We start from the raw sequence: 22,834 nt of genomic DNA on the forward strand, positions 1-22,834 counted from the left end.
CGAAACAGGCAAACAGGGTTTAATTTTATGATACCATATGGGCGGCAAGATATTTCTCAATCCGACATAGATGCTGTGATAGAAATTCTAAAATCAGATTTTTTGACACAAGGACCGACTGTGGAAAAATTTGAAAATAGTGTGGCAACATATTGTGGTGCAAGACATGGTATAGCTACCAATAGCGCTACCTCAGCGTTACACATTGCATGCTTAGCGCTCGGTCTTGGCCCTAAAGACATATTATGGACAAGTCCGACAACGTTTGTGGCGAGTGCAAATTGCGCATTGTATTGTGGTGCAAGCATTGATTTCGTGGATATTGATCTTCAATCTCATAATATGTGCGTTAAAAAATTGGAACATAAATTAATAGAGGCAGAAAAAACAGGTAATCTACCAAAAATCGTCATGCCCGTGCACTTAACGGGACAACCCAGTGATATGGCCGCAATCAAGGTCTTGGCGGATCGATATAACTTCAAAATTATTGAAGATGCGTCCCATGCCATTGGGGCAAAATATTGCTCAGATAACACCACCGTTATGCAATCTAATTCAGATTCCGCCTCCAATGAAAATTTTTTACCGATAGGAAATTGTCAATACAGCGATATTTGTGTGTTTAGTTTCCATCCTGTAAAAATAATTACGACAGGTGAAGGTGGCTTAGCGACAACAAACGACAATACTTTAGCAGAGAGAATGCAGCGTTTCCGTAGCCATGGAGTTACCAGCAATCCATCTGATATGTTTGAGAGACCTAATGATGAGATCTGGAACTACCAGCAGACGTTACTCGGCTACAACTATAGAATGACTGACATTCAGGCCGCTCTAGGGATCAGTCAGTTAGGGAGGCTCTCTAAGTTCGTACAGCGAAGGCACCTAATAGCAGATGTATATAACGAAGGCCTAAAAGACTTACCAATAGCTCTACCATGGCAGAGCAATCAGAGTTATTCTAGCTATCATCTATATGTAATCAAGATTAATGAGCTTGATAGCCCGAAAACGCAAAGAGAGGTCTATGACATCTTACAATCAAATAATATCAATGTGAATCTCCATTACATTCCAGTTTATCGTCAACCCTATTACGAAAAACTTGGATTCAAACAAGGGTATTGTTCAAATGCTGAAAGGTACCATAAAAGCGCCTTGAGTATCCCAATGTTTCCTAAGCTTGAGAAGATACAGCAAACTAAAGTGATAGAAATACTTCATGAAATCTTTTCCTAAATTGAATCTGATTTGTTTTCGTTTTCAGCAATGTTCACAGAACTCAGTCAAGTTATTTGATATCTAATATCTGATATCGTAAAAACACCACCACGGTAAATGGAGAAGTAAACCTACAGAAAATTGGTATTTTACCCTACACATCTCTATACTTTAAGAACGTTCATAAGCCACTGATTTTGCGCTTGAAAGCCTTTGCCATCAATTCCGCCTGATGCCAGTCTTCTTCTGTATCTATATCCTGCGCCCTATATCTCGGCAATATAATAGGCGCGGAATTTGGACCAAAAATTAACTGCTCTTGCAACCATGCGTCAGCCTTACCCCAGTAAAATTGGCCAGCATCGTGGTAAGCCTCCTCAAGATCCTGAGATCTTGTCTCGTAGTTTTCTTGCGAAAACATTTCAATTCCGTTTTGCTGACCTATTTTAAATGCTCTTTGAATAGGATGAGCATAAGTTGTCACAGAAAAAGCAAAATCAAACCTCTCCATCACAAGTTTAGAACCTTCGAGGATATCTGAGCTAGCAATGAGTGGCGCAGTTGCATAAATACAGCATACATGCTGAGGCCGAATGCCATTCTCAATTTGCCAGCCAATAGCATGATTAACGACAGGAACGGTAGCAGTATGGTCATCAGATAAATCGTCCGGCCTTATAAACGGAACATCGGCACCTGTGGATCGTGAAAATTCAGCGATTTCTTGATCATCCGTTGACACTATAATTCGATCAAAACACTTACTGGCACGAGCTGCCTCAATGGACCAAGCAATCATTGGCTTCCCGTTAAACAATCTGATATTTTTACGTGGTATTCTTTTACTCCCGCCACGCGCAGGTATTACAGCCAGCTTCATAAATTGAAATCCTACTTTCATTAATAGTAAATAATAGATACAAACGAATGCTTAATCACAAAAGACTAAGATCGTAATCTTCTACTTCAAATGCCCGCACTATTACTACATACTATGAGTTTTCACACTACGCACAGGGTCTACAGGCTAAAAACTCGCGTGTCCGCTATTATATCATTAATGTTTAAATCTCACTAAACAAGTTCCCTTTCATTGAAGCTATCAATCAAACATGCTAACTTCAACATCCAAATTAACCACCCTAAAACAAACGTTTCATTCATGACCCAAAAAACCGCTTTGTTCAGAGCCGATGCCTCTCAAACTATGGGTTCAGGGCATATTATGCGCTGTTTAACACTTGCTAATGCATTAAAGGAGGTCAACTACAAATGCGAATTTGCATGTCGTCAAATCCCCAAAGAACTAATTAAATTAATCGAAGATTCCAGTCATAACATCACAATATTGCCAGAAGTGAACTCAGATAGTTCAAATGAAATTGCGAATTTGGTGCACTCTCACTGGCTGGAATGTACTCAATCTTTAGATGCTGAACATTGTATAGCTCTTTCGCCTAAACCCAGAAAATGGTCAATGGTTATCGTGGACCACTATGCATTAGACAGGCAATGGGAAAGAAAGATTGCTCCTTATTGCAAGAGAATACTAGCTATCGATGACCTCGCTGACCGTCATCACCATTGCGACTTTTTATTAGATCAAAACCTCGGTCGAGATCCAAACGATTATTTAAATATAGTTCCGTTAAATTGCATAAAAATGGTCGGACCAAGTTATGCTTTACTAAGGCCCGAATTTGCAGAAATTCGCCATACCAGCCTCGCTCGACATCGGTCAGCCGATCTAAATAACATTATAATTTCCATAGGTGGGACCGATGAAAATAATATTACGTTCCAAATTTTAAAACAACTCCTCATATCACCATCGCTGGGTAATGCCTCAATTACTATTATTATGGGTTCTCAAACATCTTTGATTGAAACCATAATCGCGGAAGCAGAGTTATCTAACCGTGAAATAACAGTACTTACAAATGTTTCCAATATGGCAGAATTAATAGCTGCTAGTGATCTCGCAATTGGCGCCGCAGGAGGAACAGCATGGGAACGATGCTGTTTAGGGGTTCCCAGCCTGATTATTGTGACTGCAAAAAATCAAATAGAAGGTGCAAATGCGCTAAATCAATCTGGTGCAGCGATTATTATAGAGAAGTCCGCTACTAAGCTTCCAAGTATAGAAACTTTTCTGAAGCAGGACAACCTATCCGAGAAGCTATCGAAAATGTCAGCTGCAGCTTCTTTAATCACCGATGGTCACGGAGCTGCTCGTGTCGTTCATAAAATTACTGTTAACAAAGAGAGTAATATAATACTCCGTAAAGCTAATGCTAAAGATAAAGACCTGCTCTATACTTGGGTAAATGATTGTCAGGTAAGAAAAAATGCACTAAACACTGCTACAATCCCATATTATAATCACGAACAGTGGTTTAGTGAAAAGCTCAAGGATACAGACGGTTGCCATTTGCTTATAGTTGAGAACACCATTGGTCAAAAGATAGGTCAAATTCGCTTTGATCATATAACCGGATCAAAATGGGAGTTAAGCTATTCAATTGCTCTTGAATTTCGAGGTGCCGGTTTAGGAGAAAAAATGCTCGTGCCTGCGATTGAGACACTTGGTCGATTACATAAGAACATTACTGTTCAGGCGCGTGTCAAAAAACACAACTTGAAGTCACGTCGAATTTTTGAGAAACTTAATTTCAATTTAAGCAGCAGTTCACAAATAGAATACGATGTTTATGAATTTCATTATATCTAATGAAATCGGAGAATAAATCTACTTAGATAGATGGGATAACTTATCTGTTTACTTTGGATCAAAAAAACTGCCCCTAGGCTAAGTATTAGCGTTGTAATGACTGGAAAACTATGAAAATTAATAATCGTGAAATTGGGTCTGACGTTCCCCCATATATTATAGCGGAGATGTCGGCCAATCATAATGGGGATATTCGAAACGCGTTCAAAATCATACAAGCCGCAAAAACTGCCGGCGCTGATGCGGTAAAAATGCAAACGTACACAGCTGATACTTTGACGGTTAATTCAAACACCGAAGATTTTCAAATTAGCGGTGGGCTTTGGGATGGGTGGAGCCTTTATGAGTTATATAAGCACGCGCACACTCCATGGGATTGGCACAAAAAGCTTTTTGATTATGCAAGAGAATTAGATATTACTCTATTTTCGTCACCATTTGATAACTCAGCGATAGATCTATTGGAAGATCTTAATGCGCCAGCCTATAAAATAGCATCTTTTGAAGCCATCGACCACGCCCTTATTAAATACGCAGCATCTACCCGTAAACCAATGATCATATCTACAGGAATGGCAAATCAAGAAGAAATCGATGAAGCAATCGATGCTGCGAGATCCGGAGGATGCAAGCAGCTTGCCATCTTGCATTGCGTTTCAGGATATCCCGCCCCAGCGTCAGATTACAATTTGAAAACGATTCCAGATATGATTGATAGATTTGGGTTAACTACTGGGCTCTCTGATCATACTCTGGACAATACAACTGCAATCGCGAGTGTTTGTCTTGGAGCATCTATTATTGAAAAACACTTTACTTTAGACCGAAGTGCAGGGGGACCTGACGATAGCTTTTCCCTAGAACCAAAGGATCTTGAGCAACTTTGCAAGAATGCTAAAACCGCTTGGTCTGCACTAGGTCATGTTGATTATGGGCGCAAGTCTAGTGAAATGGGTAGCATCAAATTTCGGCGATCCTTATATTTCATCAAAAATATGAATGCTGGCGACATTATAACTGAGGGATCTATTCGCAGTATACGCCCTGGGTATGGGTTAGCACCGAAATTACTACCCTCTATAATTGGTAAAACACTGACGGAAAATGTAAGTGTTGCTACCGCCGTGCAAAAGAAGCACATTAGATAAATTCTGTTTTCAAAAAACAATCGGTAGAATATCAACAAGCTAGGTGTCGGCATGAAAATATTACCAGCAACTAGAGCAAGAATAACCTCAACAGCACTAGTTTGCCATGACGCTGGTGGAGCTGAAATAATAAGTAGCTGGGCAAAACAGTCTGAAAATACTTGTTATTTGGTAGCAGAAGGCCCTGCAATCGACATATTTAAGCGAAAATGTCCAGAACTGTTACGCTTTTCCTTGAATGATGCGGTTAGAAAGTGTGATTGGGTTTTGTGCGGCACAGGCTGGCAATCCCAGCTTGAAAGAGAGGGAGTATCTGCGGGTAAAGCTTTAAATAAAAAAACTATCGCATTTTTAGATCACTGGGTTAACTACGAGCAACGTTTTAGAGAAAATGATGATTTAATCTTACCAGATGAAATATGGGTCGGTGATAATATCGCATTAGAAATAGCGAGATCATTATTCCAAAAAACCCCAATTACACTGCAAAAAAACCCCTATGTTGAAGAACTGTTGGAAGAAATTGATAAAAAGGACAAACTATACTCATCAAGCGATGACGTAACAGTTCTCTATGTGTGCGAACCAATTGCTGATCATGCATTTAAAAATTTCGGAAGTGATCGGCATTGGGGCTATACAGAAAAAGAAGCGGTAGATTTTTTTATGACTTATAAGAAGCTTATAAGTCATAAAATTTCGAAAGTTATATTTCGACCTCACCCTTCAGAGCCTAAGGATAAATATGACTGGATTCGTAAGCGGTATCCTCAGCAAGTAGAAATCGGAGGGAAACTCCCATTATTAGATGAAGTCCTTAAGTCAGATATTATCGTAGGATGCGAATCAATGGCGATGATAGTGGGGTTATTAGCTGATAGGAAGGTGATCTCTACTATTCCCGCAGGTGGGCGCCCTTGTCAGCTGCCGCATTTAGATATCATTAAACTCACTGATCTAGTCAACGGAAATATAGCAAATGCGTAAACGTTGTTTAATTATAGGGCTTGGCCAAATAGGTATGGGCTACGACTATAACAACGATAATGATATATTAACACATGCCCACGCGATTTCATCTCATCCTAGTTTTGAGCTTGTCGGCGGCGTTGATCCTTCCGAAAATCGAATAACGCTCTTTGCTAAGAAGTACAGGAAGCCTGCCTACGGCACTATTACATCTGCGTTACGTGCAGCGAAAGCTGACATAATAGTGGTTGCGACCCCAGCCAATACTCATTTCGAAATCGCAAAAATTATATTAGATAATGCAACACCTGAAGCCATTTTATGTGAAAAGCCGTTAGCTAATAATATCGGCGATGCCAAAGCTATTGTAAATATGTGCAAATCAGCTGATACTACCCTATATACCAATTTCATCAGAAGATCAGAACCGGGTGCAATTGCAATCCGTGAAAATTTTTTTAACCAGAGAGTCGATACTCAGTTTAAGGGCTCTTTTTGGTACTCAAAAGGCCTATACAACAACGGATCACACTTCATCAATTTATCTGCATTCTGGCTTGGGCAATTTAAAAACAGCCAATTGTTACAGATTGATGATATTAAGAAAGCAGATCCTGAACCGGATTTCCTTATTAATTTCGAAAGAGGTAGCGTTGTCTTCCAATCGTTAAAAGATAAAAACTTTAGTTACTATGCAGCAGAATTTTTCTGTAAGTCCGGACGATTTTTATATGAAGACGGAGGAAAAGAAATACGTTTGCATTTACTCGAAGATAGTTTAAGTGACACAAAATCCAAAAAACTAAAATCTGAATATGAATTAATTCCAAATGATATGAAGTGCTATCAATGGCATGTTTATGATCAAATTCATCGACACTATTCTGGTAAAAAATGCAATATCTCAATGGGAGAAGATGCATTAGAAACTGCTTATGCAATCGATGAAATAATAAGGCAATTTTAATATGAAAAACAACACGCTTGCACTATTTGGAGGCCAAAAAACAATCCGGTCAGAATTTGAGCGCTACAACTCCATTGGTGCAGAAGAAGTAGAAGCAGCAAAAAATGTCATCGATAGCGGTGTCCTATCTAAGTTTCTCGGGTGTTGGGCGCCGGACTTCTATGGCGGACCAAAAGTACAAGAATTTGAAAGACAATGTGAAGCCTACTTTAAAGTCAAACACGCAATCACCGTAAACTCGTGGACTTCTGGTTTGATCGCAGCAGTCGGTGCAATTGGAATTGAGCCCGGTGATGAGGTAATCGTTTCTCCATGGACTATGTGTGCAAGTGCCACAGCTATACTTCAATGGAACGCAATTCCAGTATTTGCTGACATTGATTCAGAAACATTTTGTATCAGCATAGATTCGATCAGAAAAAACATAACACCGTTCACTAAGGCAATAATGGTAGTTGATATATTTGGACAATCATCAGATATCGATGCGATTATGGAACTAGCAACAGAACACGGACTTAAAGTTATCTGTGATACAGCACAGGCCCCCGGGGCTCGGTATAAGGGTAAATTTTCAGGTACAATAGCAGATATAGGAGGATTCAGCTTAAATTACCATAAGCATATCCACACTGGAGAAGGTGGGATTTTAGTTACAAATGATGATGCTCTGGCAGAGAAAATGCAGCTATTGAGGAATCATGCAGAAGGCGTGGTCGGCAACAAAGGTGTCGATGACTTAACTAACATGATAGGCTACAATTTTCGCTTAGGTGAAATAGAGTGTGCAATTGGGATTGAACAGCTCAAGAAACTGCAAACCTTGATTGATGGACGCCAGAAAGCTGCAAAGCGTTTAACGGAAGGCTTATTAGGGCTTACCGGGTTACAAACCCCGAAGACTTCCGAAAACTGCACGCACGTTTACTATGTCTACGGCATGGTGTTGGATATCGACCAACTTGGTGTCGACAGAAAACGTATAATTCAAGCGCTTGAAGCAGAAGGTATAACAGGACTGGCTGCTGGCTATGTCAATGTTCACCTATTGCCCATGTACCAGAAAAAGATTGCGTTTGGTTCAACCGGCTTTCCTTGGAATTCTGACATTTGTAAACGTGATGTCAATTATAAGAAAGGCATCTGCCCTGTAGCAGAAGAGTTAAACGATAAATCATTTTTGGGCTTCGAAATGTGTCTCCATAACTTATCCGAATTGGAGGTTGACCTTATCATCCAAGCATTTAAAAAAGTTTGGGAGAATCTAGACGAACTTAAGTAAACTAACCATATCATTGGCGAAACCAAATAATTAATGCACAGACTATTTTGTTAGCAAAGGAAACAAGTGATATGAAATTTGGATTTTTATCTACAATTGATTCTCCCATTCTCCCATATTTTCTTCATTTTGCTAAACTTTATTCAATTGAAGATATAATTGTAATCATAGATTCAAAGATTACCAGTGAAAAAAACAAATTAATATGGCAACAACGAACTGGGGGAAGTCTTTTTAAGGGTGAAAATATAGAGCGATCTATCTACGGAAAGACAAGTATTGATATTCCTTTTATGCTGGTAAAAAGTCATAATGGTGACGAATGTACGAACCTTATTTCCAAGTACAAAGTAGATTGTCTAGTGAATGCTGGCACACCGCGCAAACTAGACTCTGGTATTTTAGATAGCGTGCAAGGTGGGGTAGTTAATATCCACCCTGGAATTCTTCCAAAATATCGCGGATGTTCGGCTGTTGAATGGTCAATATATAACGACGATCAAGTCGGTAATACAGCACATTTTATGTCTTTGGATTATGATCATGGCCCAGTGATTGATACCGAAGTATATTCATTTCCGAGAACGGCCACCTACCAAGATATAAGACGAAATGTTTTTGAAAATGGGTGTAAAATGTTGGGTAGAGTACTGGCAAATATAGAAAACAGAACTATGAACCCACTATTGGCATCAATACAAGATGAAACTTTTGCTCAGTTCTGGGAACCCATACCACAAAATATCATGAATGCCATGCTTGAGAAAATCTCGTTGGGTAAATATAAATACCAATTAAACCAACCTTCAATCAACTTAGATGATACCAAAAACTAAGGAATTTACTTTGATGAGTTTACATCATTTTCAGTCTTATACACGTCAACGTATTTCAGAACTATATTTTCGTTTTCATCACGCTAGGAAAATTTTTGCTAAACGCTTCTTCTCGTTGGCCGTTCAAGGTCACGTCGAATTAAGCGATAACTTCCTATTTGATGAGACAAAAGCAATCAACCGAGGAAAAGCCGCACCAAATGGTAAATATTATAGTAAACACTATCCTATTGAGTGGGACGAATTACCTACAGAGATAAAACAACTTATTAAGAACTATGACACAATTCTTAAACAGTTTCTGGGCGACGATTACCGAATAAACGGTGCACAGATATGGCGAAACACCGCCATTCCTGATAAATATAAAAATACAGAATTATTTAGCCAAAACTGGCACTACGATAAAGTTATGGACTATCGGAATATCCAATTGTTTATTTTGTTGCACGAGGTAACTGAAAAAGATGGCCCATTTGAGTACGTCACCGAGCCAGATGAATACAATCTTATTCCGGAAGTAGCGAAGAGAAGCGAACAAAACTTGAATGTTGGGATTAAAAAGCTATTAGGCAAAAGGGGAGATACGTTTCTATTTACAACTGGTTCAACTCCACATCGAGCCGGTATTCCAGAAAAAAATCGTCATCGTGATATTTTTAGCATCGCTTTTTTTCCTGAATATACATCAATTGGCGAAAAATCGACCGAGCTTTTAGCAAAATAACATGTACTTTCGCGCCAACCAAAATATTCATAATTGAATCTCATACTTATCTTCATAACAATAAAGACTTAACAAAGCCGCTTGTACTTGTTCTCACAAAATAATTGGATACTAAATTTTTAATAACTTTTTGGTGGCGTAATTTATATAACATTAGATAGACAGTGACTTATAGCTTACACTTTAACAGTTCTATATATCGAGTGACTAAGCTGGTGGGCGCGGAAAGCAACCACAACACCTAATAGCTTGATGATAGACGATCGATTCAACACTTAGTAATTATCTATATGGTAGTTGGAAATCCTACATCACCAGATACTTGGTTGAACCCTGAATGTTAGAGATGCATAAAATGAGATCCATTTATCTAAAAGTTCTGTCCAAATTAAACCTACTTCTAACATCCACTGTTTTTAGGATTAAACACAAAATTCCTTTCGGTAAGTTCAACATAGATCAAGCCTCTTTAAAAAAGTGTGACATTAATGGATCAGCGGCTAATTTAAGAGGTTTCATTAGAGCAAGCGATTCGACCATTATTTTTGATGGTACCAGTAGCGTTGCAAAAACAGCTGAAATCGGTGCCAGTAATACTGGCAAGATATTGATTTGTGAAAATGTTGCTGTTGGACCAAGATGTGTGATCTCGACTACGGGAGGAAACATTAAGATTGGAAACCGATCAACATTCTTTTCCGATTGCTTAGTTTCCGGCAGGGTAGATATTGGCCACGATTGCTTATTCGCCAACAACGTAACTGTACTGAGTGGGACGCACCATATTTATGGAAATGGAACGATTAGAGAAAATGATGCAAAAGAACAATCTAAAAGTGATTATAATCCATTTCAACCTGTGCAAATTGGTTCAGATTGTTGGTTAGGAGCAAATAGTGTGGTACTTCCTGGCATAACAATAGCCAAGGGCACTGTTGTTGGTGCAAATACTGTAGTTACAAAAGATTTTCCTGAATATTCAATATTGGGCGGAGTACCAGCTAAATTGATTGGTTCACGAATTTTGTAAATAGAATAAAGTTGAAACTAATATGAAATCTAAATTTTTGCATAAGATTAGAACGAAACTAAAATCGGTGTTTAATAGGTTATATTTATTGATTTCCAACAATGAACGTAAAGTTATCGTCTCTCAGCACGAAGGCGTCCCTGGTTTAAAACTCCACCTTGGTGCTGGGCCTATCAACTTGGCAGGATGGATCAATATCGATGCCAGGGAGGCACCGCATATTCATCTCATTACTAATAATTTTGAATTGGTCGAATTTGCTGATGAGTCATTATCAGAGATATATCTGTGTCACGTACTCGAGCACTTTTCATTTGAAGAGTCGAAATTACTTCTGAATAATTTTAGAAGGAAGCTAAAGTCAGGTGGCGTATTTAGGGTATCAGTTCCTGATATTGATCACCTTATCAGTGCCTACAAAGCGAATGGTGATGATCTAGAACTAGTGAAAATGGCATTCATGGGTGGCCAAGATTATGAGTATAATTTCCATAAGTCCATTTACAACTCAACGCTTTTGTCAAAATTATTTATTGAGTGCGGGTTTAAAAATCCCGAAAAATGGATAACAGAAAGCGATTTTGGAGTGAACCTAGGTGATTGGTCAAACAAGAGTTTTGATACCCCAGCTGGGTTATTTCCGGTCAGCTTAAATATTAAAGGATATGTAACTCGTAACTAAGAAACATTAAAATCAATCAATGGAAAAATCTCTTTGCATAGTAGCATCAACACTCCCAATTGCTTTTCTCGCTGAAAAGGCAAGCTTACTGAAAATTGGCGAAGTTATAGCAATGTCGGATGATCTTGCTCACTCTTATAGCCATCTAAATAGCCATTCTGATCTTCAATTGAAAATTAAAACGGCACCAAAAGGCCTTCTGTTTCAATCCATATATTTTTTGATAAAAATCTTTCTTGCAAAACTACGAGGGCAAGAAGTTATCTTTTTTCATGAGTGTTGTATGCCTGTCTTTGATTTGATTTTAACTTTCTTAAATCCAAATGGACACTACTATCCACAAGTCTCAATGTCTGGCTCAAAACTTATTGATTATGCCGAGCTCCCACGCTCTAAAATTTTCAATTTTATTAGTCATATAGGACTTAAAAATCATTTTGATGCCTATTATTCACCCGGAGTCGGTGGAAGCAAACCCGAGTACCATGTTTCTGTAAAAAAATATCCTAACGGTATTGAAGAACATCCAATTGGATATTTAATGCGAAACAGAAATGGGGCTACTGCAACTGAACGCTCTATTTTATTTGTAGTAGGGAAATCTAGAGTACCGGATGAGGATCAAATTGACCTATATGACCGTATAATTAAGATAGCACTGGATAATAGATATCGATGTTACATTAAAGATCACCCAAATCAGAAATTTCAACTTGGTTATATCAATGATTTATCGATTATACTTAATTCGTCCCTGCCGTCTGAATTAATCAATGACAATTATCAATGGGTGATTGGCACATCTTCAACAAGTTTACTTAACCACGGCAAAAGGGCTATCAGTCTTATAGGGATGCTACAGTCATTCAAGGCAGCCGATCAAGCACTAATAAAGTCACATTTTAGAGAGACAGACCCAAATCACAAAATTAATTTTGTGGACAATGACGAACAACTATTTAACTTACTAAAAGGCTAATCTTATGAGAATACTCGTCACAGGTGCAGATGGTTTTATTGGTTCGCATCTAACCGAAGAACTGGTGAGAGCTGGGTACGATGTAACAGCATTTGTGCAATACAATTCGTTTGGTTCGTGGGGATGGTTAGATAATTGCGCAGACGATATCAAAAATAATATTGAAATATTTACAGGTGATATACGTGATCCGCATGGGGTAAAAACTGCTATGAAGGGATGCGGAGCTGTTATGCATTTGGCGGCCTTAATTGCTATTCCCTACTCGTATCATTCGCCAAGTTCCTATGTAGATACGAATGTAAACGGCACTCTGAACGTTCTTCAAGCATGCAGAGAGTTAGATATTGAACGCATGATTCATACATCAACAAGCGAGGTTTATGGAACAGCGCGATACGTGCCAATTGATGAGGAGCATCCATTACAAGGCCAATCGCCATATTCAGCGACAAAAATTGCGGCGGATCAGCTTGCATTTTCATATTATGCATCATTTAGTTTGCCAGTGACTATAGTTCGCCCTTTTAACACTTATGGTCCAAGACAATCTGCTAGAGCAGTTATCCCTACTATAATCAGTCAAATTGCTGCTGGTAAAAAACAAATAAAATTAGGGTCCATATCCCCAACTCGTGACTTTAGTTATGTGATGGATACCGTATCGGCTTTTATTGCCGTTCTTAGGTCCGAAAATGGGCTTGGTGAGGTCGTAAATTTTGGTAGCAATTTTGAAATATCAATCGGAGCCACAGCCAAACTTATCTCAGAGGCGATGGATCAGGAAATTGAAATCTTGACCGATGAAACCAGATTGAGGCCAGATAAATCAGAAGTGGAGCGGCTTTGGGCAGATACCTCCAAAATGCGTGAAATGTTTGATTGGGCGCCGAAATATAGCGGTAGAGCTGGTTTTAAGCATGGAATACGTGAAACCGTGAATTGGCTGTCCCAATCCGAAAATCTTGCGAGATACAAAACGGATATCTATAATATATGAAAAATCGTGATTTACCGTTGTCTGACGACCAATCATTGCCAGATCGTATTGTTACGGCGATACGAGGTGTGCTGGGGGATGAGCAATACATTCTTCACAAGCCAATTTTTGGCGGCAATGAGCAAAAATATCTTCAGGACTGCATAGAATCAACCTACGTTTCATCGGTTGGCAGGTATGTTGATCAATTTGAAAACGGCTTATGTAATTTTACTGGCGCTAAGTACGCCGTCGCCGTCGTAAATGGTACATCCGCCTTACACATTGCTTTGCTGCTTGCAGGCACGAAAACTGATGATGAAGTAATAGTACCGTCGTTAACATTTATTGCTACGGCAAATGCCATAAAATATTGTGGTGCAATTCCTCATTTTGTTGATAGTGAGGAGGAAACACTTGGCATCGATCCGTTGGCACTGCGAGATTGGTTAGCCTATATAACTGAAATGCGAAATGGTTTCTGTTTTAATAAGCAGTCCGGTCGTCGAATAAAAGTGTTGCTGCCTATGAATACTTTTGGACACCCCAATAAACTAGATGTTTTAAAAAACATTGCAGATGAGTTTGGGCTAATTATGATAGAGGATGCCGCAGAATCATTGGGTAGTTATTATAATGGGCAACATACTGGAACATTTGGTTTAGCTGGCACTTTGAGTTTTAATGGTAATAAAACAATAACAACTGGCGGAGGCGGAGCCATTTTAACCGATGATTTTGAAATAGCTAAGCGGGCTAAACATATTACTACTACAGCAAAAAAGCCACATAGCTGGGAATATGATCATGATGAAGTGGGCTTTAATTATAGACTACCAAATCTCAACGCTGCTTTGGGCTGCGCCCAACTTGAGCAACTGCCCGATATACTTGTATCTAAACGACGTTTGACTGAGAAATATAAGGGCGCATTTTCTAGCATTAATGAATTGGAGTTAATTTTAGAACCTGCAAATTGTTCAAGCAATTACTGGCTTCAGGCAATTAAATTAGATCGAGCTTTTATGAGTGAACGAGATGCAATTTTACAAGGCACCAATGATGCAGGCTTTATGACGCGCCCAGTTTGGAACCTAATTCATACGTTAAAACCATATAAGGGTTGCCCCAAGGCAGATCTAAGTGTTGCTGAATCGTTAGCAAAACAACTTATAAATCTGCCCAGCAGCGCGGGTATTGTATGATTAAAGTATTACTCGTAGGTGGTGGCGGACATTGCAAATCATGTATCGATGTGATTGAGGCTGAAAATCAATATGAAATTGTTGGTTTTCTGAATACTCAAACTAATGAAAGTATCAATGTATTAGGTTACCCTCACTTAGGAACAGATGATGATTTAGGCGTCCTAAAACAGGATTACGCGAGTGCCTTGGTCGCGGTGGGCCAAATTAAATCACCAAATTTGAGAATAAAATTATACTCGCAACTAAAAGAACTCGGCTTCAGTCTACCTATTGTTAAGTCGCCTCTGGCTTATGCATCAAGATATTCGACAATAGGCTCAGGCACCATAATAATGCATAACGCGCTGATTAATGCGTCGTCGAAAATTGGTGAAAATTGCATCATCAATAGCCAAGCATTGATTGAGCATGATGTTACGGTGGGTGACCATTGTCATATATCAACTGGCGCTAAATTAAATGGCGGAGTAAGAGTTGGATCAGGCACCTTTATTGGAAGCGGAAGTGTTATTAGTTCTAGAGTCGAAATCGGCGGGAATTGTGTTATTGGTGCGGGTATGACTATCAAACACAATATCCCCTCTCAAACGGTGATTAAAAACTGAAATGGCTGATTGTAACAAAACACTGATCATTGCTGAAGCTGGCGTCAATCACAATGGTGATATAGATCTAGCAAGAAAACTCATCGACGAAGCTGCGGCGTCTGGCGCGGATATAGTCAAATTTCAGACATTTCAGGCTCGAAACATTGCGAGTAGAAATGCGGCAAAGGCAGACTACCAGAAGCAAAACACAAGGCTTGAAGAAACCCAGTTTGAAATGTTGCAACGGTTAGAATTAGCACAGCAACATCATTCAAAGCTTTTACAACATTGCGAAGAACGGAACATACGTTTTTTGAGTAGCGGTTTTGATATTTCCGATCTTGAGTTTTTAATTGCACTAGGAATTGATCGTATTAAAATTCCATCAGGTGAAATAACCAATCTCCCTTATTTGAGATTTGCTGGTAATTCAGGATTGCCAATTTTGTTGTCCACCGGGATGGCTTCTTTGAATGAGGTTGAAGACGCTATTAAAGTTTTGTTGAATGCAGGTTCCCATCTATCAAAAATTACAGTTTTGCATTGCAACACAGAATATCCCACGCCTTTCGGGGACGTTAACTTAAAAGCAATGAACACTATGGCCAAAACCTTTGGTGTCAAAATTGGTTATTCAGACCATACCTTAGGAATAGAGGTTGCGACCGCAGCTGTCGCTTTAGGTGCTACAGTCATCGAGAAGCATTTTACTCTCGATAGAAATATGTCTGGCCCAGATCATGCTGCTAGCCTCGAACCGAAAGAACTTAAGGCAATGGTTATAGCAATTAGAAACATCGAAATAGCGCTTGGTGATGGTATTAAGCAAGTAAGCGAAAGCGAAAAGAAAAATATCAAAATTGCTCGTAGATCATTATTTGCGAACACAGAAATTAAAAAGGGTGACATGTTCACACCAAAAAACTTGGTAGCAAAGCGTCCGGGGACGGGAATTTCACCAATGCAATGGGATGATGTTATTGGCACAAAAGCCCACCGTGATTATCTAGAAGATGAAATGATAGTGCAATGAGAACAGTATGCGTAGTTACGGGGACTCGCGCAGACTATGGACTACTGCGATGGGTAATGTCCGGGATTAAAAAGTCTTCCGATTTACAACTTCAACTTATAGCAACTGGCTCTCACCTTTCTCCCGAATACGGTTCAACCTATAAGGATATCGAAAATGATGGTTTCATCATTGACAAAAAGATTGATATATTACTGAGTTCAGACTCCGCTGCTTCAATTACAAAGTCAATCGGCTTAGCAACATTTGGATTTGCCGATGCTCTATCCTTGCTCCAGCCTGATTTGCTATTACTTTTAGGCGATCGCTATGAAATATTTGCAGCGGCCACTGCTGCAATGATAGCTGGCATTCCCATTGCCCATTTGCACGGGGGTGAGGCGACTGAGGCGGCTTATGATGAAGCATTTCGTCACTCTATTACAAAAATGTCGAATTTACATTTCGTCGCAGCGGAGCCTTATCTAAGGCGCGTCTTGCAACTAGGTGAACACCCTGAATCGGTGTTTCAAGTTGGTGGTTTAGGTATTGATAGTATCAAACGCCTTAAACTACTTAGTCGAGTAGAGCTTGAGCAATCACTTTCATTTAAACTTGGTATAAAAAATTTATTGGTAACATTTCACCCATCTACACTCAATTTGGGTAGTGCTGAGAAACAGACAGAAGAACTTCTGGCTGCATTGGACGCATTACATGATACGCATATTATTTTTACATCTCCAAACGCAGATACTGAAAATCATAAAATAAAAGATATGTTGCAAAAATTTGTCTCAAAACGAAGTACTGCCAAGTTGTTTAATTCGTTGGGGCAATGCAGATACTTTTCTGCGATAGAGCAGTGTGATGCTGTGGTTGGAAATTCGTCCAGTGGACTCATCGAAGTTCCAAGTTTTTATAAAGGTACTGTCAATATTGGCGATCGTCAAAAAGGCCGTATTAAAGCTGATAGTGTTATTGATTGCGAACCAGAGAGAGAGAGTATTAGATCAGCTATCGAGAGTGCATATGGCGATAATTTTCAGAAGAAATTAGTATCCGTTAAGAACCCTTATGGCAATGGTGGTGCGTCTGATCGCATAATAGAGATATTAGAGCAGCGAGATTTTCGCGAGAATATGAAGAAGACTTTCCAAGATATAAATTTTTTTTAGGTGTTTGTTTGATGATACAAAAAACTGATATTTGGCTTGAAACATGCCTCCCTTATGAATCTAATATCCAACAAGCCATTTCAAATCTTGATCGAGTTGCGCTTAAGATCATTTTGGTTGTAAATGCGTCGGGAGTTCTTGAAGGAACGATATCTGATGGTGATATCAGACGTGGCTTTTTAAAGGGTTTGAATTTGGATAGTCCTATATCCGAAATCATTCATCGTAATCCATTTGTAGTTTCTCCAGGTCTTAGCCGCGATAAAGTTCTCGGGTTAATGACAGAAAAACAAGTTCAACAAGTACCCATTGTAAACGATGAATATAGGGTCGTTGGACTGCATTTATGGGATAAAATTTATCAACCAGTGAAGCGGGAAAATAAGGTTGTCATCATGGCAGGCGGCATGGGCAAACGATTGTTGCCTTATACGCAAGATTGCCCTAAACCGCTGGTCAAGGTTGCTGGACGACCTATTATTGAATATATTATCGAACGCGCAAAAGAAGATGGGTTTGAGAATTTCATCATATCTGTTTTTCATCTTGGACACATGATAGAACAACACTTAGGCGATGGCAGTAGCTTTGGTATAAATATTGAATACTTAAGAGAGGATAAGCCCCTAGGAACAGCTGGTGCTTTGTCACTTTTAAGCCCTAAACCTGAATTACCGTTCGTGATTACAAATGGTGATGTAATAACTGATATTAGTTATTCTCAACTACTGGATTTTCATGTGCAGCATGGGGCATTGGCAACGATGGCAGTTCGTTCTCATGAATGGCAAAATCCATTTGGGGTTGTTGAAACTTCTGGTCTTGAAATTATTAATATTGTAGAAAAACCCATTCAGCGCAGCCATATTAATGCAGGAATTTATGCCTTAGAACCTGATGTAATAGACCTGTTGATGGAAGGAGAATGCCTTGATATGCCAAGCATGTTCTATAAAATCATGGATAGAAAAGGAAAAGCGTTCGCATACCCAATGCATGAACAATGGCTTGATGTAGGACGACCAGATGATTTGACATTAGCTGAAAACTTGACGGAGAAACGCTAAATGTTCAATTACTATAATAGAAAATCATATTCAAATGGTAGCTTTGGATGAATATTCTAGCTTTGATATGCGCACGGGGTGGTTCAAAACGTCTCCCCGGTAAAAACATAAAAATGTTAGGAGGAAGGCCTCTAATACAATGGAGTATAGAGGCAGCTCTATCGGTTCCAGAAATCACAAATATTCTAATTTCTACTGACGATGAAGATATTGCAAATACTGCCCGCAAATGTGGCATTTCTGTACCCTGGTTACGCCCTCCAGAACTAGCAACAGATAGTGCAAGTTCAGTTGATGTAGCTATTCATGCTCTTGATTATTTTGAGCGTGAACACGGAGAACTAGATGGGTTGATACTACTACAACCAACTTCACCCTTTAGGAAACCCTCATCTATCAAAAATGCCATCAATATCTTTTGCAAACAAAATAAGCGACCAGTGGTAAGTGTTTCTAAAGTTAAATCTCATCCTATGTGGTGTTTTGAAGTTAACGATAACATGATGTCTCCATTCATCCCAGGAGATGGAGCAAGCACCAGATACCAGGATTTACCGGCAGCCTACAGTTTAAATGGGTTATTGTACCTTATCTCTCCTGCCCGACTTAGAACCGAAAAATCATTTATTGGCGATGATTGTATTCCAACAATTTGCGAGGATATGATCGAAGCAATTGATATTGATTCCGAGTGGGATTGGCAATGCGCCGAGAAAGCGGTTGAATTCCTGTCCGATCGAAATTAACGAATTGATATTTATGATTCAAACACCGCATCTAAGCAGCCCCCCAGCAGCAAAAAAGGCATCAACTCCTCTAATTACAGTGATAACGGTTGTGTATAATGGTGGTGATTTTTTAGAAGCTACGATTCAAAGTGTCCTGTCCCAAACTCATGCGAATCTAGAATACATCATTATTGATGGTGGCTCATCCGACAATACAGTGGATATCATTCGCAGATATGAAAGTAATCTAAATTTTTGGTGTAGTGAACCTGATAAGGGCATCTACGATGCGATGAACAAAGGACTGAGCTTAGCTAATGGTAAGTGGGTAAACTTTATGAATGCTGGGGATACATTTTATAAAGATTCTACGATTTCAGATTTATTTAGTGAAGACCATTCCAATTCCACAATTGTTTATGGAGGTGTTGCGATCCAATATCCTGAGTTTATCAAATTGCAACATGCGGGAGAGCCAAGGGATCTATGGAAGGGGATGAGGTTTTCTCATCAATCAACTTTCATCAATCTGAAATACCACAAAATAAACCCCTACAATATTGAAAATACGATAACGGCCGATTTGGAATTATTTTATAAAAGCTACCTTAACGGAATTGTTTTTCTTAAGACAGATCAAATACTCTCCTCAGTTATAACTGGAGGCCTTGCAGAGAAAAATAGACTCAAATCAATTAACGGCGCTTACAACACGGTTCGTAAATATAATGCAAGTTTTTATGTTCATGTATATTATTGCTTGCAGATTGTAAGCTCGGTCTTCAAATCGGCTGTTAAAATGGTATTACCTAAGAGCATAATTAGAGTAATCATATCATCTAAATCTTGATGAATTTGCCATTAATGCCAACTTTATTTTATCTATCAAGACTTAGTCTTTCATCAAAAGGTGTAATCCAGTATCTGCAGTTGGGCGGAGCAATCTCACTCGGCAACGACCCAATGTTATCGCGGATATAATCTCGGCGAGATCTAACTAGAGAAGACGTGCAGACCCAACGAATTGACTTCTGATCAATCGATTGCTCCGATGTTAGATATGCCTCAAGCGGGATGTCCAAATGTTTAGTAGAAACCAATGGAATAAACTTAAGTGTTTTTGCTTCACTCGAAGGCATTTTTTTGAATGTGAGCGTTACAGTTAAAGATTCAGGATCTATTTCTATATCAGACTCTTCGCCAGAAAACCTGTATTGAGGAGGTTTAAATTTGAAATCATTTAAAATGGAACTTGAAATATCGGTCAGTAAATTTTCAGTTCGCTCATATTCTTGTTGGATGTTTTTGCGAACTTTTAAATCACTTGCAATGTTAGTTATACTACTAAGTAGCAGGCACACAAACGCAATTAAAATGCATACGTGGATTGTTACATTTATTTTAAAAATTCGAGGCAACAATAACATATCTAAAAACCCTGATGGATCGTAAATACATTATATAAAAAGGCACACGACTTGAATGTCAAATACGTAGAAGAAACGATTGTTCCAAAATTAACACCGCTATTAACTGGCAGCGCAAAATATAAAAAAGCAAAATATGCAAACATATTCACTCTTGCACCCCCAAAAAATATGAAAGCGAGAAAAATTGGTAGAAAAAAAACAATCGGTCTTTTGATACCTTTTGCATAATATATAGATAGTGAAAAGCAGCTGAAAGTAGGTAAAAAACGGCTAAAAGTATTATCCGCGATAGAGTAGTATTGGTAGCTTTTCCAAAGTAAATATTCGCCAAAAAACACAAATAACATTAGCATAACCGCTAATAAAACAATACCTTTCAATATTAGATTGGCGACTTCTTTCCTATTTTCAATTTGCATTGTGATCAGATACTCAAAAAATCTTCCGGAAATTAGTATTATGATTGTCATATGGGATAAAAGTGCAAAAAATAAAGCAGATATCCTATGCTTATTGCTTAATAACACAGCAGCAAGCATAAGAAATAACACACTCAGCTTGAGGCGTTCCGCTGCTAAATACAAAACCAACACATAATAATTTGTAAAAATAAACGGCAACGTAAATATATAACTAACGCCCAAATTTTGCATCCAGCGAACTATGTAAACTGCCAAGACGCCGTTTATGAACCCGTAATATAGATTCTTATCAATCAGAAAATTACTACCAATAGCTGAGATTAAATAATGAACAGGTTCGACAGTCGAAATATATGACTTATAAAGCTCAAATCCAAATGAAATATCTACGCCACGAATTATACTATAAGCACTATGATAACCTAGTTGATCACCAGCAGTATAGAATCCAGAAATCGTAAATGTTAACAAAAAAACCAATAGACCAACAAACATTGAAATTAGATCATTGTTGTTGAGGCCACGTTTCGCGTTCACAAAACTTCCATTTTCAGAGTTATTATCTATCAATTTTTGTATAACTTTCCAGATTCGTTTTTTCAGAGCATCCAAAATTAAATATAGCAAAGGTTACAAAATAAATTAATCAATTCCAGCTGTATAGAACAGTGTGTAGCCACCAGCCACACCAAGCACACTGTATTTAGAAGGATTTTTTTCAAAAACCGGGTAAATCCCATTTGAAAGCACTAAGCTCCGGGAATATATATCTAGCTCTCGAGATAGACAATTGTCATCGGTACAGTTTATGTATTTATTGACTGGTATGTTAGGCAACCATATAAGCCATGGGTAGTTGGTAAATATACGTCCTGAATCATCTATTCTTTGGATATTATCTAAGATTAAATTATTAACAGCTCTGTCTCCAAGACCCAGTTGTTCATTGTGCTGGATATCAAGATACTTATTATCAGAGACAAAAATACTAACTGTATAAGAAACAAAGGTGGCCAATGCAATTGAGCATATTGTTAGAGGGCGACTAAGCAAAACGAACCGCCTCGTATTATTTGTAAAATCCAGTTTTCGCTCGTGACTTGCTACTCCAAGAATTCCCGCGGCTACTGGATACATAAGAATCCAGACGCCATTACGGGCCGCATAACTGCAACAGTTGGCAAAGATAAAGAACCCAACAATCCCTATGAGGAGTAAAAAGATAGCTAGATGTGACCTTCTATCACTTAAACTCAAAAAATTTAGAGCAACCGCCGATACCACAAGTATAGCCCAAGACATCAAACCAAGTAGCATTCTTAATGAAACATAGTGTCTATGAAATAAATGTTCTTTCCTACACCTTGGAGTAATTTATGCCTTAATGTTTCAATAAAAACACTCCGAGCACGTAATATTTGCACGCATAAGTATATGCGAAGCTACGGAAACTCCTTTACGTTCAATAATTTGAGTGACCTGAGCCCAAACTTCCCTCCAGTAAATTTGGAGAATCTGTCGTGATATTTATGGCGTTAAGCGGCCATGTTTTTCAAGTTTCTTTTTAAGGTGAATTCACTTGGTGTGAGATTGCCCAGTGATGAATGTGGTCTGTTTAAATTGTAATCCTCCTTCCATTCATGGATGA

At 38.7% G+C, this 22,834-nt stretch carries 23 protein-coding genes; 19 read left to right on the plus strand and 4 right to left on the minus strand.

What is annotated here, in order from left to right:
- Positions 1-27 precede the first annotated feature (27 nt).
- Positions 28-1,242: a UDP-4-amino-4,6-dideoxy-N-acetyl-beta-L-altrosamine transaminase gene (gene pseC, locus AB2J24_RS18885; RefSeq protein ID WP_367386650.1), complete on the plus strand. Its 1,215-nt coding sequence runs from the start codon at positions 28-30 to the stop codon at positions 1,240-1,242.
- Between the two features lie 163 nt (positions 1,243-1,405).
- Here pseC and pseF read toward each other — a convergent pair whose 3' ends face one another.
- Entirely contained in the window at positions 1,406-2,104 is a 699-nt protein-coding gene (pseF, locus tag AB2J24_RS18890) for a pseudaminic acid cytidylyltransferase (RefSeq protein WP_367386651.1), read from the minus strand.
- A gap of 282 nt (positions 2,105-2,386) precedes the next feature.
- On the opposite strand from pseF, the gene pseG reads away from it, so the two are divergent.
- The 18 genes from pseG to AB2J24_RS18980 all read left to right on the plus strand — a co-directional run bounded on the left by pseG (position 2,387) and on the right by AB2J24_RS18980 (position 20,184).
- Positions 2,387-3,955, plus strand: a complete 1,569-nt coding sequence (pseG, locus tag AB2J24_RS18895) for a UDP-2,4-diacetamido-2,4,6-trideoxy-beta-L-altropyranose hydrolase (RefSeq protein ID WP_367386652.1) — start codon at positions 2,387-2,389, stop codon at positions 3,953-3,955.
- Between the two features lie 110 nt (positions 3,956-4,065).
- Positions 4,066-5,103, plus strand: coding sequence for a pseudaminic acid synthase (gene pseI, locus AB2J24_RS18900; RefSeq protein ID WP_367386653.1), 1,038 nt, complete (start codon positions 4,066-4,068; stop codon positions 5,101-5,103).
- Positions 5,104-5,154: 51 nt separating this feature from the next.
- Complete coding sequence (locus tag AB2J24_RS18905) at positions 5,155-6,090, plus strand: hypothetical protein (protein ID WP_367386654.1); 936 nt, start codon at positions 5,155-5,157, stop codon at positions 6,088-6,090.
- A complete protein-coding gene (locus tag AB2J24_RS18910) occupies positions 6,083-7,039 on the plus strand; it encodes a Gfo/Idh/MocA family protein (RefSeq protein WP_367386655.1) in 957 nt (318 codons plus the stop codon). The genes AB2J24_RS18905 and AB2J24_RS18910 overlap by 8 nt, the downstream gene beginning before the upstream one ends.
- A 1-nt stretch (position 7,040) precedes the next feature.
- Positions 7,041-8,321 (plus strand): DegT/DnrJ/EryC1/StrS family aminotransferase, encoded by a 1,281-nt coding sequence (locus AB2J24_RS18915; protein WP_367386656.1) that lies wholly within the window; start codon positions 7,041-7,043, stop codon positions 8,319-8,321.
- Between the two features lie 71 nt (positions 8,322-8,392).
- The gene (locus AB2J24_RS18920; protein ID WP_367386657.1) at positions 8,393-9,157 is read left to right on the plus strand and encodes a formyltransferase family protein; all 765 of its coding nucleotides are present in this window, start codon (positions 8,393-8,395) and stop codon (positions 9,155-9,157) included.
- Positions 9,158-9,170: 13 nt separating this feature from the next.
- A complete protein-coding gene (locus AB2J24_RS18925) occupies positions 9,171-9,884 on the plus strand; it encodes a hypothetical protein (RefSeq protein ID WP_367386658.1) in 714 nt (237 codons plus the stop codon).
- A gap of 355 nt (positions 9,885-10,239) precedes the next feature.
- Positions 10,240-10,914 (plus strand): acyltransferase, encoded by a 675-nt coding sequence (locus AB2J24_RS18930; protein ID WP_367386659.1) that lies wholly within the window; start codon positions 10,240-10,242, stop codon positions 10,912-10,914.
- 22 nt (positions 10,915-10,936) lie between these two features.
- Complete coding sequence (locus AB2J24_RS18935; RefSeq protein ID WP_367386660.1) at positions 10,937-11,596, plus strand: class I SAM-dependent methyltransferase; 660 nt, start codon at positions 10,937-10,939, stop codon at positions 11,594-11,596.
- Positions 11,597-11,615: 19 nt separating this feature from the next.
- Positions 11,616-12,575, plus strand: a complete 960-nt coding sequence (locus AB2J24_RS18940) for a polysialyltransferase family glycosyltransferase (protein WP_367386661.1) — start codon at positions 11,616-11,618, stop codon at positions 12,573-12,575.
- Between the two features lie 4 nt (positions 12,576-12,579).
- On the plus strand, positions 12,580-13,575 hold the full coding sequence (locus AB2J24_RS18945; protein ID WP_367386662.1) for an NAD-dependent 4,6-dehydratase LegB: 996 nt from the start codon (positions 12,580-12,582) through the stop codon (positions 13,573-13,575).
- Complete coding sequence (locus AB2J24_RS18950; RefSeq protein WP_367386663.1) at positions 13,572-14,759, plus strand: LegC family aminotransferase; 1,188 nt, start codon at positions 13,572-13,574, stop codon at positions 14,757-14,759. The genes AB2J24_RS18945 and AB2J24_RS18950 overlap by 4 nt, the downstream gene beginning before the upstream one ends.
- On the plus strand, positions 14,756-15,367 hold the full coding sequence (locus AB2J24_RS18955; RefSeq protein WP_367386664.1) for an acetyltransferase: 612 nt from the start codon (positions 14,756-14,758) through the stop codon (positions 15,365-15,367). Before AB2J24_RS18950 ends, AB2J24_RS18955 begins: the two co-directional genes overlap by 4 nt.
- 1 nt (position 15,368) lies before the next feature.
- Complete coding sequence (neuB, locus tag AB2J24_RS18960) at positions 15,369-16,382, plus strand: N-acetylneuraminate synthase (RefSeq protein ID WP_367386665.1); 1,014 nt, start codon at positions 15,369-15,371, stop codon at positions 16,380-16,382.
- Entirely contained in the window at positions 16,379-17,539 is a 1,161-nt protein-coding gene (gene neuC / locus AB2J24_RS18965) for a UDP-N-acetylglucosamine 2-epimerase (protein WP_367386666.1), read from the plus strand. The genes neuB and neuC overlap by 4 nt, the downstream gene beginning before the upstream one ends.
- A gap of 11 nt (positions 17,540-17,550) precedes the next feature.
- Positions 17,551-18,606 carry a nucleotidyltransferase family protein gene (locus tag AB2J24_RS18970; RefSeq protein ID WP_367386667.1) on the plus strand — a complete coding sequence of 352 codons (1,056 nt, stop codon included), beginning with the start codon at positions 17,551-17,553 and terminating at the stop codon, positions 18,604-18,606.
- Between the two features lie 47 nt (positions 18,607-18,653).
- On the plus strand, positions 18,654-19,352 hold the full coding sequence (locus AB2J24_RS18975; RefSeq protein ID WP_367386668.1) for a cytidylyltransferase domain-containing protein: 699 nt from the start codon (positions 18,654-18,656) through the stop codon (positions 19,350-19,352).
- A gap of 13 nt (positions 19,353-19,365) precedes the next feature.
- Positions 19,366-20,184, plus strand: a complete 819-nt coding sequence (locus tag AB2J24_RS18980) for a glycosyltransferase family 2 protein (protein WP_367386669.1) — start codon at positions 19,366-19,368, stop codon at positions 20,182-20,184.
- Positions 20,185-20,763: 579 nt separating this feature from the next.
- Here AB2J24_RS18980 and AB2J24_RS18985 read toward each other — a convergent pair.
- The 3 genes from AB2J24_RS18985 to AB2J24_RS18995 all read right to left on the minus strand — a co-directional run.
- Entirely contained in the window at positions 20,764-21,723 is a 960-nt protein-coding gene (locus tag AB2J24_RS18985) for a hypothetical protein (RefSeq protein WP_367386670.1), read from the minus strand.
- 105 nt (positions 21,724-21,828) lie between these two features.
- Positions 21,829-22,239 (minus strand): hypothetical protein, encoded by a 411-nt coding sequence (locus tag AB2J24_RS18990; RefSeq protein ID WP_367386671.1) that lies wholly within the window; start codon positions 22,237-22,239, stop codon positions 21,829-21,831.
- Positions 22,240-22,721: 482 nt separating this feature from the next.
- The coding region (locus AB2J24_RS18995) for an integrase core domain-containing protein (RefSeq protein WP_420883673.1) at positions 22,722-22,834 on the minus strand (113 nt) is incomplete at its 5' end.

Origin of the sequence: Lentilitoribacter sp. EG35 (genome assembly GCF_040784015.1) — a bacterium.
Lineage (GTDB): Bacteria > Pseudomonadota > Alphaproteobacteria > Rhizobiales > Rhizobiaceae > Lentilitoribacter.

Coding starts and splice junctions, on each gene's coding strand:
- neuC (WP_367386666.1), top strand. CDS start 16,379: ATGAGAACAGTATGCGTAGTTACGGGGACTCGCGCAGACTATGGACTA.
- pseG (WP_367386652.1), top strand. CDS start 2,387: ATGACCCAAAAAACCGCTTTGTTCAGAGCCGATGCCTCTCAAACTATG.
- AB2J24_RS18945 (WP_367386662.1), top strand. CDS start 12,580: ATGAGAATACTCGTCACAGGTGCAGATGGTTTTATTGGTTCGCATCTA.
- AB2J24_RS18940 (WP_367386661.1), top strand. CDS start 11,616: ATGGAAAAATCTCTTTGCATAGTAGCATCAACACTCCCAATTGCTTTT.
- AB2J24_RS18935 (WP_367386660.1), top strand. CDS start 10,937: ATGAAATCTAAATTTTTGCATAAGATTAGAACGAAACTAAAATCGGTG.
- AB2J24_RS18920 (WP_367386657.1), top strand. CDS start 8,393: ATGAAATTTGGATTTTTATCTACAATTGATTCTCCCATTCTCCCATAT.
- AB2J24_RS18955 (WP_367386664.1), top strand. CDS start 14,756: ATGATTAAAGTATTACTCGTAGGTGGTGGCGGACATTGCAAATCATGT.
- AB2J24_RS18975 (WP_367386668.1), top strand. CDS start 18,654: ATGAATATTCTAGCTTTGATATGCGCACGGGGTGGTTCAAAACGTCTC.
- pseC (WP_367386650.1), top strand. CDS start 28: ATGATACCATATGGGCGGCAAGATATTTCTCAATCCGACATAGATGCT.
- AB2J24_RS18970 (WP_367386667.1), top strand. CDS start 17,551: ATGATACAAAAAACTGATATTTGGCTTGAAACATGCCTCCCTTATGAA.
- neuB (WP_367386665.1), top strand. CDS start 15,369: ATGGCTGATTGTAACAAAACACTGATCATTGCTGAAGCTGGCGTCAAT.
- AB2J24_RS18925 (WP_367386658.1), top strand. CDS start 9,171: ATGAGTTTACATCATTTTCAGTCTTATACACGTCAACGTATTTCAGAA.
- AB2J24_RS18980 (WP_367386669.1), top strand. CDS start 19,366: ATGATTCAAACACCGCATCTAAGCAGCCCCCCAGCAGCAAAAAAGGCA.
- AB2J24_RS18930 (WP_367386659.1), top strand. CDS start 10,240: ATGAGATCCATTTATCTAAAAGTTCTGTCCAAATTAAACCTACTTCTA.
- pseF (WP_367386651.1), bottom strand. CDS start 2,104: ATGAAGCTGGCTGTAATACCTGCGCGTGGCGGGAGTAAAAGAATACCA.
- AB2J24_RS18905 (WP_367386654.1), top strand. CDS start 5,155: ATGAAAATATTACCAGCAACTAGAGCAAGAATAACCTCAACAGCACTA.
- AB2J24_RS18950 (WP_367386663.1), top strand. CDS start 13,572: ATGAAAAATCGTGATTTACCGTTGTCTGACGACCAATCATTGCCAGAT.
- AB2J24_RS18915 (WP_367386656.1), top strand. CDS start 7,041: ATGAAAAACAACACGCTTGCACTATTTGGAGGCCAAAAAACAATCCGG.
- pseI (WP_367386653.1), top strand. CDS start 4,066: ATGAAAATTAATAATCGTGAAATTGGGTCTGACGTTCCCCCATATATT.
- AB2J24_RS18910 (WP_367386655.1), top strand. CDS start 6,083: ATGCGTAAACGTTGTTTAATTATAGGGCTTGGCCAAATAGGTATGGGC.